The organism is Streptomyces sp. CA-146814 (assembly GCF_050942385.1).
Lineage (GTDB): Bacteria > Actinomycetota > Actinomycetes > Streptomycetales > Streptomycetaceae > Streptomyces.
Genome location: NZ_CP192068.1, coordinates 1,367,399 through 1,379,632, shown reverse-complemented (window position 1 = coordinate 1,379,632; position 12,234 = coordinate 1,367,399). Strand labels below are relative to the sequence as shown.

The window sequence follows — 12,234 nt, the reverse complement described above, 5'->3', positions numbered from 1 at the left end:
TACGGAGAAGGGGCGGCAGGCACAGGCCCGCCGCCCCTTCTCCGTATGCAGGGTCTCTCAGACCGCCTGCGACTCCCGCTGCTCGGCGGAGGCGGATGGACCCGGCAGCGTGGTCGGCTGCTCGTCGCCGCGCTCGCGCATGCTCAGCACCAGCCGGACCACGGCGATCCACATGATGGCGGAGCCGAACATGTGGACGCCGACCAGGATCTCGGGGACGTCGGTGAAGTACTGGACGTACCCGATCGCGCCCTGGGCGAGCAGCACGACCAGCAGGTCACGGGCGCGCGCCCGGGTGTCGGCGGGGGCGTCGACCACCCGCAGGGCCAGCCACATCGCGATGGCCAGCGCGCAGACCACCCAGGCGGCGATGGCGTGGATGTGTGCGGCGGCCGACCAGTCCCACGGCATGCGCGGTACGTCGCTGCTGTCGCCCGCGTGCTTGCCGGAACCGGTCACCGAGGTGCCGAGCACGATGAGCACCACGGTGGTCGCCAGGATCGCCCAGGAGAGCCGGCGTACGGGCAGGGGCGCGCGGGGGCGGGCCGGGCCGTCGCCCTCGCCGATCCGCACCCAGGTGATCACGGCGACCGCGAGCAGCGCGTTGGCGAGCAGGAAGTGTCCGGCCACCGTCCACGGGTTGAGCCCCGCCCAGACGGTGATGCCGCCGAGGATCGCGTTGCCGAGCACGATCCAGAACTGCGTCCAGGCCAGCCTGGTCAGCTTGCGGCGACGCGGCTTCATCGAGCTGACGGCGATGATCGCCCAGCCGACGGCGGCCGACAGGACGTACGTCAGCAGCCGGTTGCCGAATTCGATCGCACCGTGCATGCCCTGCGCGGGCGTCGCGAAGAGGCTGTCGTCGGTGCACTTGGGCCAGGTGTCGCAGCCGAGACCGGAACCGGTCAGCCGGACGGCGCCGCCGGTCACGATGATGAAGACGCTCATCATCACGGCGGAGAGCGCGGCACGCTTCACCACTTTGGTGGACGGCGTCCAGCGCTTGGCGATGGCAGTGATGGGGGTTTCCACGCGGACCATCGTAGGACGTGGCTTGTGCACGTTTTCACGAGGGGTGGTTCGTGGCGGCTTGCCCGCGAAGATCCCTGCGGACGGGGCTACTCCCAGCGGAAGAACTTCGCCGCCGCGCCCAGCCCCAGCACCGCCCACACCGCCAGGATCCCGGCCTGGCCCCACGGCATCGACGCGCCGTGCTGGAGGACGTCCCGCAGCCCCTCGGAGAGCGCCGAGATGGGCAGCAGCCCCAGCACCGACTGCACCGCGTCCGGGAACTTGTCCAGCGGCACGATGACCCCGCCGCCGACCAGCAGCAGCAGGAAGACCAGGTTGGCGGCGGCCAGCGTCGCCTCCGCCTTCAGCGTCCCGGCCATCAGCAGCCCGAGCCCCGAGAACGCGGCGGTCCCCAGTACCAGGAGCAGCAGCACGGAGAGGGGGTTGCCCTGCGGCGACCAGCCCAGTGCGAAGGCGATCGCGGTCAGCAGCAGCACCTGGAGCACCTCGGTGACCAGCACCGACAGCGTCTTCGCCGTCATCAGGGCCCAGCGCGGCAGCGGAGAGGCCCCGAGCCGCTTCAGGACTCCGTAACGCCGCTCGAAGCCGGTGGCGATGGCCTGGCCGGTGAAGGCCGTGGACATCACCGCGAGCGCGAGGATGCCCGGCGCCAGGAAGTCGACCGACGCGCCCGAGCCGGTGTCGACGATGTCCACCGCGCTGAACAGGACCAGCAGCAGCGTCGGGATGATCACCGTCAGCAGCAGCTGCTCCCCGTTGCGCAGCAGCATCCGGGTCTCCAGCGCGGTCTGCGCGCCGATCATCCGGGGGAGCGGGGCGGCGCCGGGGCGCGGGGTGTACGTACCGGCGCTCATGCGCGCAGCTCCTTGCCGGTCAGTTCGAGGAAGACGTCCTCCAGGGTGTGCCGCTCCACCGAGATGCCGTCGGGCATCACGCCGTGCTGCGCGCACCAGGAGGTGACGGTGGCGAGCAGCTGCGGGTCGATGGTCCCGGTGATGCGGTACGTCCCCGGGAGCGGCTCGGCGGCCTCGGAGCCGTCGGGCAGCGCCTTGACCAGCGAGCCGAGGTCGAGCCCCGTACGGCCGGTGAAGCGCAGGGTGTTCTCGGCGCCGCCCCGGCAGAGCTGCTCCGGGGAGCCCTGGGCGATGACCCGGCCGGCGTCGATGATCGCGACGTCGTCCGCGAGCGCCTCGGCCTCGTCCATGAAGTGGGTGGTCAGCACCACGGAGACGCCGTCGGCGCGCAGCTCGCGCACCAGGTCCCAGGTGGAGCGGCGGGCCTGCGGGTCGAGCCCGGCGGTCGGCTCGTCCAGGAAGACCAGCTCGGGCCGGCCGACGACCGCGAGGGCCAGGGCGAGGCGCTGCTGCTGGCCGCCGGAGAGCCGGCGGTAGGTGGTGCGGCCGCAGGAGCCGAGGCCGAGGCGCTCGATCAGGGCGTCGACGTCCAGCGGGTGGGCGTGGAGCCTGGCCATGTGGCGGAGCATCTCGTCGGCGCGGGCGCCGGAGTAGACGCCGCCGGACTGGAGCATGACCCCGATCCTGGGGCGCAGCCGCTCGGCGTCGGCGACCGGGTCGAGTCCGAGGACGCGTACGGTGCCGGCGTCGGGGCGGCGGTAGCCCTCGCAGGTCTCGATCGTGGTGGTCTTGCCGGCGCCGTTCGGGCCGAGCACGGCGGTCACCGCGCCCGACGCCACGACCAGATCGAGGCCGTTCACCGCGGTCTTCGTGCCGTACCGCTTCACCAGGCCGGTGACCTGTACGACGGGCTCGTTCTCCATGGCAGGGAAGTCTAGGCAGGGTCCGGCGGCGGCCCGGTCCCGGGGCCAGATTAGGTAACCCTAAGTGACGAACCACACCGTAGATCGTTCCGGACCGTGGTTGTCATGGCCGAATGAATTACGCAACAATGGTGTTGTGAAATACGACGGTGAGGCTCCTCAGGAGGAACTCGCGACCGGTGAGCGCTCGACGCGCAACCGGGTCGCGCGCTCCATCCTGGACCACGGCCCGTCCACCGCCGCCGACCTCGCCAAGCGCGTCGGCCTCACCCAGGCCGCCGTCCGCCGCCACCTGGACGCCCTCGTCTCCGACGATGTCGTCGAAGCCCGTGAACAGCGGGTCTACGGGGCGCGGACCCGCGGCAGGCCCGCCAAGGTGTTCGCCCTGACCGACTGCGGCCGGGACGCCTTCGACCAGTCCTACGACAAGCTGGCCGCGGACGCGCTGCGGTTCATCGCCGCATCCGGCGGGGACGAGGCGGTCACCGCCTTCGCCCGCGCCCGGATGGCGGCGATGGGCGAGGCGTACCGCGCCGCCGTCGAGGCCGCGGAGCCCTCCGAGCGCACGGAGGCCCTAGCCAGGGCCCTGAGCGCCGACGGGTACGCTGCAACGGCGCGCAGCGCGCCGGGCCCGCAGCAGGGCGAGCAGCTGTGCCAGCACCACTGCCCGGTGGCGCATGTCGCCGAGCAGTTCCCACAGCTGTGCGAGGCGGAGACGGAATTCTTCTCCAGCCTCCTCGGGACCCATGTGCAGCGTCTGGCCACCCTCGCCCACGGCGACGGCGTGTGCACGACCTATGTGCCGCGCAGCGGTCAGACAGCACCCCCACAGACCACCCATTCAGCATCTGCAAGCACGGCCGGGAGGAACCCCGCATGACGCTCCCCACGGAGACTGCCCACCCTGAGCTCGAGGGTCTGGGTACGTACGAATTCGGCTGGGCCGACTCCGACGCGGCAGGCGCGGCGGCGAAGCGCGGCCTCTCCGAGGCTGTCGTCCGCGACATCTCGGAGAAGAAGAACGAGCCCGAGTGGATGCTGAAGCTGCGGCTCAAGGGCCTCAAGCTCTTCGACAAGAAGCCCATGCCGAACTGGGGCTCCGACCTGTCGGGCATCGACTTCGACAACATCAAGTACTTCGTGCGGTCCACGGAGAAGCAGGCGGCCTCCTGGGAGGAGCTGCCCGAGGACATCAAGAACACGTACGACAAGCTCGGCATCCCGGAGGCGGAGAAGCAGCGCCTCGTCGCCGGTGTCGCCGCGCAGTACGAGTCCGAGGTCGTCTACCACCAGATCAACGAGGAGTTGGAGGCGCAGGGTGTCATCTTCATGGACACCGACACCGCGCTGAAGGAGCACCCGGAGCTCTTCAAGGAGTACTTCGGCACCGTCATCCCCGTCGGTGACAACAAGTTCGCCTCGCTGAACTCGGCCGTGTGGTCCGGCGGCTCGTTCATCTACGTGCCCAAGGGCGTCCACGTCGAGATCCCGCTCCAGGCCTACTTCCGTATCAACACGGAGAACATGGGCCAGTTCGAGCGGACGCTGATCATCGTCGACGAGGACGCCTACGTCCACTACGTCGAGGGCTGCACCGCCCCGATCTACTCCTCGGACTCGCTGCACAGCGCCGTGGTCGAGATCATCGTGAAGAAGGGCGGCCGCTGCCGCTACACGACCATCCAGAACTGGTCGAACAACGTCTACAACCTGGTCACCAAGCGGGCCGTGGCCTACGAGGGCGCGACCATGGAGTGGGTCGACGGCAACATCGGCTCCAAGGTGACCATGAAGTACCCGGCCATCTACCTGATGGGCGAGCACGCCAAGGGCGAGACCCTCTCCATCGCCTTCGCGGGCGAGGGCCAGCACCAGGACGCCGGCGCCAAGATGGTCCACATGGCGCCGAACACCTCCTCGAACATCGTCTCCAAGTCGGTGGCGCGAGGCGGCGGCCGTACGTCCTACCGCGGACTGATCGAGATCGGCGAGGGCGCGCCGGGCGCGAAGTCCAACGTCCTCTGCGACGCTCTCCTCGTCGACACGATCTCCCGCTCGGACACCTACCCCTACGTCGACGTCCGCGAGGACGACGTGTCGATGGGCCACGAGGCGACCGTCTCCAAGGTCTCCGAGGACCAGCTCTTCTACCTCATGAGCCGCGGACTCACCGAGTTCGAGGCCATGGCGATGATCGTGCGCGGCTTCGTCGAGCCGATCGCGAAGGAGCTGCCCATGGAGTACGCCCTGGAGCTCAACCGGCTGATCGAGCTGCAGATGGAGGGTTCGGTCGGCTAGGACCTCGTACGAGGATCCTGTGGGGCGGCCCTCGCGGCCGCCCCCGCCCTCACCGAACCACCCCCCTTCTTGACTGAGAAAGCGAGCACTACGACAGCCATGGCTGAGGCTCAGAACACTCCGGTGGGCTCCACCACCGCCGGCTCCATCGCGGTGGCCGCCGAGTCGACCGTCGCCACGCGCATGAGCGCACCCCCGTCCTTCGACGTCGCGGACTTCCCCGTCCCGCACGGTCGCGAGGAGGAGTGGCGCTTCACCCCGCTGGAGCGGCTGCGCGGACTGCACGACGGCACCGCCGTCGCTAACGGCGGCGGCGTGAAGGTCGCGATCGAGGCGCCCGAGGGCGTCACGGTCGAGACCGTCGGCCGCGACGACGCCCGGCTCGGCAAGGCCGGTACGCCGGTGGACCGGGTCGCCGCCCAGGCGTACTCCTCCTTCGAGCAGGCCTCGGTCGTCACCGTCGCCAAGGAGGCCGTGCTCACGGAGCCGATCCGGATCGCCGTGCACGGCGAGGGCGGCACCGCCTACGGCCACCAGCTCATCGAGCTGAAGGCCTTCGCCGAGGCCGTCGTCGTCATCGACCACACCGGTGACGCGGTGCTCGCCGCCAACGTCGACTACGTCCTCGGTGACGGCGCCAAGCTGACCGTCGTCTCCGTCCAGGACTGGGACGACACGGCCGTCCACGTCGGCCAGCACAACGCGCTGGTCGGCCGGGACGCCTCCTTCAAGTCGATCGTCGTCACCTTCGGCGGTGACCTCGTCCGGCTGCACCCGCGGGTCGCCTACGCGGCCACCGGCGGCGAGGCGGAGCTCTTCGGCCTGTACTTCACCGACAAGGGCCAGCACCAGGAGCACCGCCTCCTGGTCGACCACAACACCCCGCACTGCAAGTCCAACGCGGTGTACAAGGGCGCGCTCCAGGGCGACGGCGCCCACGCCGTCTGGATCGGGGACGTCCTCATCCAGGCCGCGGCCGAGGGCACCGACACCTACGAGATGAACCGGAACCTCGTCCTCACCGACGGCGCCCGGGTCGACTCCGTACCCAACCTGGAGATCGAGACCGGCGAGATCGTCGGCGCCGGCCACGCCTCGGCGACCGGCCGCTTCGACGACGAGCAGCTCTTCTACCTCCAGTCCCGCGGCATCCCGGCCGAGGAGGCCCGCCGTCTGGTCGTGCGCGGCTTCTTCGCCGAGCTGGTCCAGCAGATCGGCCTGCCGGACGTGGAGCAGCGGCTGCTCGACAAGATCGAGGCCGAGCTGAAGGCGTCGGTCTGATGACCTTCGTCAAGGCGTGCGCGCTCAGTGAGCTGGAGGACGACACCCCGAAGCGGGTCGAGCTCGACGGCACACCGGTCTCCGTCGTCCGCACCGAGGGCGAGGTGTTCGCGATCAACGACATCTGCTCGCACGCGAACGTGTCGCTCTCGGAGGGCGAGGTGGAGGACTGTGCGATCGAGTGCTGGCTGCACGGCTCGTCGTTCGACCTCCGCACCGGCAAGCCGTCCGGCCTTCCCGCGACGCGCCCCGTCCCCGTATACCCCGTAAAGATCGAAGGGGACGATGTGCTCGTCTCCGTCACCCAGGAGTCCTGAGTCACCCATGGCAACGCTTGAAATCCGCGACCTGCACGTCTCCGTCGAGGCCGACAACGCCACGAAGGCGATCCTCAAGGGCGTCGACCTGACCGTGAAGCAGGGCGAGACCCACGCCATCATGGGCCCCAACGGGTCCGGCAAGTCCACCCTCGCGTACTCGCTGGCGGGTCACCCCAAGTACACGATCACCGGCGGCACGGTCACCCTGGACGGCGAGGACGTCCTGGAGATGTCCGTCGACGAGCGCGCCCGCGCCGGCCTCTTCCTCGCCATGCAGTACCCCGTCGAGATCCCCGGTGTCTCGGTCTCCAACTTCCTGCGCACCTCCGCCACCGCCGTCCGCGGCGAGGCCCCCAAGCTGCGTACGTGGGTCAAGGAGGTCAAGGAGACGATGGCCGGGCTCCAGATGGACCCGTCCTTCGCCGAGCGCAACGTCAACGAGGGCTTCTCCGGCGGTGAGAAGAAGCGCCACGAGATCCTTCAGCTGGAGCTCCTCAAGCCGAAGATCGCCGTCCTGGACGAGACCGACTCCGGCCTGGACGTCGACGCGCTCAAGACCGTCTCCGAGGGTGTCAACCGGGTCCGCGCGACCGGCGAGGTCGGCACGCTGCTGATCACGCACTACACCCGCATCCTGAAGTACATCCAGCCCGACTTCGTGCACGTCTTCGCCAACGGCCGGATCGCGGCCTCCGGCGGTGCCGAGCTGGCCGACCAGCTGGAGAACGAGGGCTACGAGGCATACACGAAGGGTGGCGCTTCCGCGTGACTGACGCCCGACAGGGGCTCACCGGCCTCCTCGACACCGAGGCGATCCGCAAGGACTTCCCGATCCTGGACCGCACGGTCCACGACGGCAAGAAGATCGTTTACCTGGACTCCGCGGCGACCTCGCAGAAGCCGCGCCAGGTCCTCGACGCGCTCAACACGTACTACGAGCGCCACAACGCGAACGTGCACCGAGGCGTCTACACGGTCGCCGAGGAGGCCACCGCGCTGTACGAAGGCGCCCGTGACAAGGTCGCGGCCTTCATCAACGCGCCGAGCCGCAACGAGGTGATCTTCACGAAGAACGCCTCGGAGTCGCTCAACCTCGTGGCCAACATGCTCGGCTGGGCGGACGAGCCCTACCGGGTGGACCGCGAGACCGAGATCGTCACCACGGAGATGGAGCACCACTCCAACATCGTGCCGTGGCAGCTGCTCGCGCAGCGCACCGGTGCGAAGCTGAAGTGGTTCGGCATCACCGACGACGGCCGGCTCGACCTGTCGAACATCGACGAGATCATCACCGAGAAGACGAAGATCGTCTCCTTCACGCTGGTCTCCAACATCCTGGGCACCGTCAACCCGGTCGAGCAGATCATCCGCCGTGCCCAGCAGGTCGGCGCGCTGGTCTGCATCGACGCCTCGCAGGCCGCCCCGCACATGGTGCTGGACGTGCAGGCGCTCCAGGCCGACTTCGTGGCCTTCACCGGCCACAAGATGGTCGGCCCGACCGGCATCGGCGTGCTCTGGGGACGGCAGGAGCTCCTGGAGGACCTGCCGCCGTTCCTCGGCGGCGGCGAGATGATCGAGACCGTGTCGATGCACTCGTCCACATACGCTCCGGCGCCGCACAAGTTCGAGGCCGGTACGCCCCCGATCGCGCAGGCCGTCGGTCTCGGCGCGGCCGTGGACTACCTCTCCGCGATCGGCATGGAGAAGATCCACCAGCACGAGAAGGCGATCACCGAGTACGCGGTGAAGCGCCTCCTGGAGGTCCCGGACCTGCGGATCATCGGCCCGGCGACGGCCGAGGACCGCGGCGCGGCGATCTCCTTCACGCTCGGCGACATCCACCCGCACGACGTGGGACAGGTCCTCGACGAGCTGGGCATCTGCGTCCGGGTCGGCCACCACTGCGCCCGCCCGGTCTGCCTGCGGTACGGAATTCCCGCGACGACGCGAGCGTCGTTCTATCTGTACTCCACGCCCGCCGAGGTCGACGCACTGGTGGACGGGCTGGAGCACGTCCGGAACTTCTTCGGCTGAGGGTGGAACGGTGAAGCTCGATTCCATGTACCAGGAAGTGATCCTGGACCACTACAAGCACCCCCACGGGCGCGGCCTGCGGGACGGCGACGCCGAGGTGCACCACGTCAACCCGACGTGCGGTGACGAGATCACGCTCCGGGTGAAGTACGACGGCGAGACCATCGCCGACGTCAGCTACGAGGGCCAGGGCTGCTCCATCAGCCAGGCCTCCGCCTCCGTGCTGAACGAGCTGCTCGTCGGCAAGGAGCTGGCCGAGGCGCAGAAGATCCAGGCCACCTTCCTGGAGCTGATGCAGTCCAAGGGCCAGCTGGAGCCGGACGACGCGATGGAGGAGGTGCTGGAGGACGCGGTCGCGTTCGCCGGCGTCTCCAAGTACCCCGCCCGGGTCAAGTGCGCGCTGCTGAGCTGGATGGCGTGGAAGGACGCGACGGCCAAGGCGCTGTCCGAAGGGAAGACCGCATGAGCGAGAACGAGACCGCGACCATGAAGCCGGCCTCCGAGGAGGAGGTCCGCGAGGCGCTGTACGACGTCGTCGACCCCGAGCTGGGCATCGACGTCGTCAACCTGGGCCTGATCTACGGCATCCACGTCGACGACGCCAACATCGCCACCCTCGACATGACCCTGACGTCCGCGGCCTGCCCGCTGACCGACGTCATCGAGGACCAGGCGAAGTCCGCCACGGACGGCATCGTCAACGAGCTCCGGATCAACTGGGTCTGGATGCCGCCGTGGGGCCCGGACAAGATCACGGACGACGGCCGCGAGCAGCTGCGCGCGCTGGGGTTCAACGTCTGACGCGCCCTGAGCATCACGGATGCGGCCATGCCCGCCAGTCATACTGGCGGGCATGGCCGTATCCCTGTATCACCTCGCCGTCGATGCCCACGACCTGCCGCTCATGGCCCGTTTCTGGAGCGCGGTGCTGGACTGGCAGGTGCTCTACGAGGACGAGCACGAGATCGTCATCGGCGCCCACGAGACCGCGCTGCCGGGCATGTGCTTCCTCCCCGTGCCGGAGGAGAAGACCGTGAAGAACCGGCTGCACATCGACCTGAACCCCGACGACCAGGCCGCCGAGGTCGAGCGGATCATCGCGCTCGGCGCCCGCCGGGTGGACGTCGGGCAGGGGCCGGACGCCACCTTCGTGGTGATGGCCGACCCCGAGGACAACGAGTTCTGCGTGCTGCGCCCCAAGCGGACCCTGCTGGACTGAGCCCTTGCCTTACGCGGGGGTGGCCGGCGCCGGTCCGTACTGCTCGGGCAGCGTCGCTCCCGCCGCCGCGGCCAGGACCGGGCCCAGGTTCTCCGTACGCATCCGGAGGTCGACGTAGAGCAGGCCGGTCACCAGCGGCGGGAGGATCATCGTGATCAGCTGGGAGATCATCTGGCTGATGAACGACAGCACCATCACGCCGCCGAACATGGCGATGAGCGCCCCGTTGCTCGGTTCGGAACCCATGTCCGCGGGGTCGAACAAGCCGGGAAGCACGCCGATCATCTGGAACGGCATCTGGATCATGAAGCCGATCATGGCCGCAAGACCGAGGCCGAGCAGCGTGATGCCGAAGACCCGCCACCACGTGCCGCGCACGAGCTGGGCCGAGCGGCGCAGGGCCGCCAACGGGCGCTGGTTCTCGAAGACCACGACGGTCGGGGCCAGGCAGAACCGCACCCACAGCCACATCGCCACCGGAGCGATGAGCAGCCCGACGAGGGAGCCGACGAGCGCCACCGGCAGCGCGCCGTCCTCGTCGCCCAGCGAGACCGCGTAGACCATCAGCCCGGCGAAGGCGGCCAGGAGGGGCGCCATCGGGACGAGCATGATCAGCCCGGTCAGGAACACCGTGCCGATGATCGACCAGACCCGCGCCCACGCCCGCTTCCAGACCTCCCCGAAGCGGACCGGGCGGCCCAGGACGGCTTCCTGGAGGACGACGGGGACCGCCGCCTGCATCATGGCCGACGCCAGCAGGTAGACGATCATGCCGACGGCCATCAGTACGCCGAACGCCACGGCGAGCGGAACGAGTTCGGCGTCGGGGGAGCTCGAGGAGCCGGACGTCAGCTCGTCCCACTGGCTTGCCACGGCCGAGGCGGCCACCACCAGGGCGACGACCATCACGAGCGTCGCCGCGCCGAACAGCGTCAGAGCCACGCCGATCAGCGGCTTCCAGTACCGCCCGATGGTCGCGAAGGCGCCGCTGAGCATGTCCGAGACCCTCAGCGGCGCCAGGGGTATCACCCCCGGCTTGGGCGGCGCCCATCCGCCGTTCCAGCCGACCGGCCCCTGCGCTCCCCCGTAGAAGGGCCCCCCACCGTGGGGCGCGCCCCCGTACGGGTCACCGTCCCGCCCTGCGTCCTGCGCCACTGCTTCTCCGCTCAGCTCCGCCGGCCCGTGGTCCCGGGCCGTGTCATCGGTCGGGACACCGTAGCGCCCCCGACGTGGGCCGATGATATGTACAGCTGTACGCAACGATGCGTACAGTCGTCCCTATGGGATACGCATACGGACTGCTGGCCGCGGCGATCGCGGCGGAGGTGGCCGGGACGACGGCCATGAAGTACAGCGAGGGCTTCACCCGCCTCTGGCCCTCGATCGGTACGGCGGTGGGCTACCTGATCGCCTTCACCCTGCTCGCGCAGACCCTCAAGACCCTCTCCGTCGGCACCGCGTACGCGATCTGGGCCGGCGTCGGCACGGCGGCCGTGGCCCTCATCGGCATCCTGTTCCTCGGCGAGTCCAGCAGCCTGGTCAAGATCGTGGGGGTCGGTCTGATCGTCGTCGGGGTCGTCGTGCTCAACCTGGGAGGCGCGCACTGATGGCCCGCCGGTACGACCCCGACCGGCGGACGCGGATCATCGACGCGGCGCTGCGGGTGATAGCGGCCGACGGGATAGCCGGGCTCAGCCACCGCACCGTGGCCGCCGAGGCGGACGTGCCGCTCGGCTCGACCACGTACCACTTCGGTTCGCTGGACGAGCTGCTGACGGCGGCCCTGCGCCGGTCCAACGAGAACTTCGCGCAGGCGCTGCGTGACAGCGAGGTCTGCGCCGGGGAGGCGTCCTCCGGCGCCGGGCTGGCCGATGAGCTGACCCGGGTGCTGGGGGAGTGGTTCGCGGGCGAGCGGGGCGCGATCGAGCTGGAGTACGAGCTGTACCTCGCCGCCCTGCGCCGCCCGGCCCTGCGTCCCGTCGCCGCCGAGTGGACCACGTCGGCGGTCGAGCTGCTGTCCACCCGCACCGATCCGGCCACCGCGCGGGCGCTCGTCGCGCTGATGGACGGCGTCTGCCTCCAGGTGCTGCTGACCGGCTCCGCCTTCGACCCCGCCTACACCCGCGAGATGCTGGCGCGGGTGGTGGAGGGGCGGGGATGAGAGGGGGCGCGGGCGGCGGTGCCGGCGGCGCGGCGGCTGCCCGGGCGGGGGGAGTCGGTGCGGGTCACGGAGAACCGGCCGGAGGCTGAGACCGGTTCGCCCGAGCGGGCTC

The 12,234-nt window shown here is 69.8% G+C and carries 15 protein-coding genes; 11 read left to right on the top strand and 4 right to left on the bottom strand.

The features are described from left to right. Positions 1 to 57: 57 nt before the first annotated feature. The 3 genes from ACQP09_RS06105 to ACQP09_RS06095 all read right to left on the bottom strand — a co-directional run bounded on the left by ACQP09_RS06105 (position 58) and on the right by ACQP09_RS06095 (position 2,809). Positions 58 to 1,041 carry a COX15/CtaA family protein gene (locus tag ACQP09_RS06105; RefSeq protein ID WP_433396560.1) on the bottom strand — a complete coding sequence of 328 codons (984 nt, stop codon included), beginning with the start codon at positions 1,039 to 1,041 and terminating at the stop codon, positions 58 to 60. A 77-nt stretch (positions 1,042 to 1,118) separates the two neighbouring features. Next, positions 1,119 to 1,886 (bottom strand): ABC transporter permease, encoded by a 768-nt coding sequence (locus ACQP09_RS06100; protein WP_433396558.1) that lies wholly within the window; start codon positions 1,884 to 1,886, stop codon positions 1,119 to 1,121. Further along, a complete protein-coding gene (locus ACQP09_RS06095) occupies positions 1,883 to 2,809 on the bottom strand; it encodes an ABC transporter ATP-binding protein (RefSeq protein WP_433396557.1) in 927 nt (308 codons plus the stop codon). The genes ACQP09_RS06100 and ACQP09_RS06095 overlap by 4 nt, the downstream gene beginning before the upstream one ends. A gap of 136 nt (positions 2,810 to 2,945) precedes the next feature. Between ACQP09_RS06095 and ACQP09_RS06090 the strand changes: the two genes are divergently transcribed. The 9 genes from ACQP09_RS06090 (at position 2,946) to ACQP09_RS06050 (ending at position 9,961) form a co-directional block, all read left to right on the top strand. Continuing rightward, on the top strand, positions 2,946 to 3,689 hold the full coding sequence (locus ACQP09_RS06090; RefSeq protein ID WP_433396556.1) for a helix-turn-helix transcriptional regulator: 744 nt from the start codon (positions 2,946 to 2,948) through the stop codon (positions 3,687 to 3,689). Continuing rightward, complete coding sequence (gene sufB, locus ACQP09_RS06085; RefSeq protein WP_356376931.1) at positions 3,686 to 5,107, top strand: Fe-S cluster assembly protein SufB; 1,422 nt, start codon at positions 3,686 to 3,688, stop codon at positions 5,105 to 5,107. Before ACQP09_RS06090 ends, sufB begins: the two co-directional genes overlap by 4 nt. Before the next feature lie 99 nt (positions 5,108 to 5,206). Further along, on the top strand, positions 5,207 to 6,388 hold the full coding sequence (sufD, locus tag ACQP09_RS06080) for a Fe-S cluster assembly protein SufD (RefSeq protein WP_433396554.1): 1,182 nt from the start codon (positions 5,207 to 5,209) through the stop codon (positions 6,386 to 6,388). After that, positions 6,388 to 6,705 carry a bifunctional 3-phenylpropionate/cinnamic acid dioxygenase ferredoxin subunit gene (locus tag ACQP09_RS06075; RefSeq protein WP_031125577.1) on the top strand — a complete coding sequence of 106 codons (318 nt, stop codon included), beginning with the start codon at positions 6,388 to 6,390 and terminating at the stop codon, positions 6,703 to 6,705. The genes sufD and ACQP09_RS06075 overlap by 1 nt, the downstream gene beginning before the upstream one ends. Before the next feature lie 7 nt (positions 6,706 to 6,712). Next, the gene (gene sufC / locus ACQP09_RS06070) at positions 6,713 to 7,477 is read left to right on the top strand and encodes a Fe-S cluster assembly ATPase SufC (protein ID WP_084745288.1); all 765 of its coding nucleotides are present in this window, start codon (positions 6,713 to 6,715) and stop codon (positions 7,475 to 7,477) included. Beyond that, entirely contained in the window at positions 7,474 to 8,742 is a 1,269-nt protein-coding gene (locus ACQP09_RS06065; protein ID WP_433396552.1) for a cysteine desulfurase, read from the top strand. The genes sufC and ACQP09_RS06065 overlap by 4 nt, the downstream gene beginning before the upstream one ends. Before the next feature lie 10 nt (positions 8,743 to 8,752). Next, entirely contained in the window at positions 8,753 to 9,208 is a 456-nt protein-coding gene (gene sufU, locus ACQP09_RS06060) for a Fe-S cluster assembly sulfur transfer protein SufU (protein ID WP_380954345.1), read from the top strand. After that, positions 9,205 to 9,543, top strand: a complete 339-nt coding sequence (locus ACQP09_RS06055; RefSeq protein ID WP_015607822.1) for a metal-sulfur cluster assembly factor — start codon at positions 9,205 to 9,207, stop codon at positions 9,541 to 9,543. Before sufU ends, ACQP09_RS06055 begins: the two co-directional genes overlap by 4 nt. Before the next feature lie 52 nt (positions 9,544 to 9,595). After that, positions 9,596 to 9,961, top strand: a complete 366-nt coding sequence (locus ACQP09_RS06050; protein ID WP_433396550.1) for a VOC family protein — start codon at positions 9,596 to 9,598, stop codon at positions 9,959 to 9,961. Positions 9,962 to 9,970: 9 nt separating this feature from the next. Here the strand turns inward: ACQP09_RS06050 and ACQP09_RS06045 are convergent, their stop codons facing one another. Next, complete coding sequence (locus ACQP09_RS06045; protein WP_433406504.1) at positions 9,971 to 10,957, bottom strand: hypothetical protein; 987 nt, start codon at positions 10,955 to 10,957, stop codon at positions 9,971 to 9,973. A 284-nt stretch (positions 10,958 to 11,241) separates the two neighbouring features. Here ACQP09_RS06045 and ACQP09_RS06040 point away from each other — a divergent pair, with 284 nt between their 5' ends. Together ACQP09_RS06040 and ACQP09_RS06035 are read left to right on the top strand one after the other, a co-directional pair. Next, a complete protein-coding gene (locus ACQP09_RS06040; protein ID WP_018512172.1) occupies positions 11,242 to 11,568 on the top strand; it encodes a DMT family transporter in 327 nt (108 codons plus the stop codon). Next, positions 11,568 to 12,122: a TetR/AcrR family transcriptional regulator gene (locus tag ACQP09_RS06035; RefSeq protein WP_433396548.1), complete on the top strand. Its 555-nt coding sequence runs from the start codon at positions 11,568 to 11,570 to the stop codon at positions 12,120 to 12,122. The genes ACQP09_RS06040 and ACQP09_RS06035 overlap by 1 nt, the downstream gene beginning before the upstream one ends. Positions 12,123 to 12,234 lie beyond the last annotated feature (112 nt).

Coding starts and splice junctions, on each gene's coding strand:
- sufC (WP_084745288.1), top strand. CDS start 6,713: ATGGCAACGCTTGAAATCCGCGACCTGCACGTCTCCGTCGAGGCCGAC.
- sufB (WP_356376931.1), top strand. CDS start 3,686: ATGACGCTCCCCACGGAGACTGCCCACCCTGAGCTCGAGGGTCTGGGT.
- ACQP09_RS06095 (WP_433396557.1), bottom strand. CDS start 2,809: ATGGAGAACGAGCCCGTCGTACAGGTCACCGGCCTGGTGAAGCGGTAC.
- ACQP09_RS06055 (WP_015607822.1), top strand. CDS start 9,205: ATGAGCGAGAACGAGACCGCGACCATGAAGCCGGCCTCCGAGGAGGAG.
- ACQP09_RS06045 (WP_433406504.1), bottom strand. CDS start 10,957: ATGCTCAGCGGCGCCTTCGCGACCATCGGGCGGTACTGGAAGCCGCTG.
- ACQP09_RS06075 (WP_031125577.1), top strand. CDS start 6,388: ATGACCTTCGTCAAGGCGTGCGCGCTCAGTGAGCTGGAGGACGACACC.
- ACQP09_RS06105 (WP_433396560.1), bottom strand. CDS start 1,041: ATGGTCCGCGTGGAAACCCCCATCACTGCCATCGCCAAGCGCTGGACG.
- ACQP09_RS06100 (WP_433396558.1), bottom strand. CDS start 1,886: ATGAGCGCCGGTACGTACACCCCGCGCCCCGGCGCCGCCCCGCTCCCC.
- ACQP09_RS06035 (WP_433396548.1), top strand. CDS start 11,568: ATGGCCCGCCGGTACGACCCCGACCGGCGGACGCGGATCATCGACGCG.
- ACQP09_RS06050 (WP_433396550.1), top strand. CDS start 9,596: ATGGCCGTATCCCTGTATCACCTCGCCGTCGATGCCCACGACCTGCCG.
- ACQP09_RS06040 (WP_018512172.1), top strand. CDS start 11,242: ATGGGATACGCATACGGACTGCTGGCCGCGGCGATCGCGGCGGAGGTG.
- sufD (WP_433396554.1), top strand. CDS start 5,207: ATGGCTGAGGCTCAGAACACTCCGGTGGGCTCCACCACCGCCGGCTCC.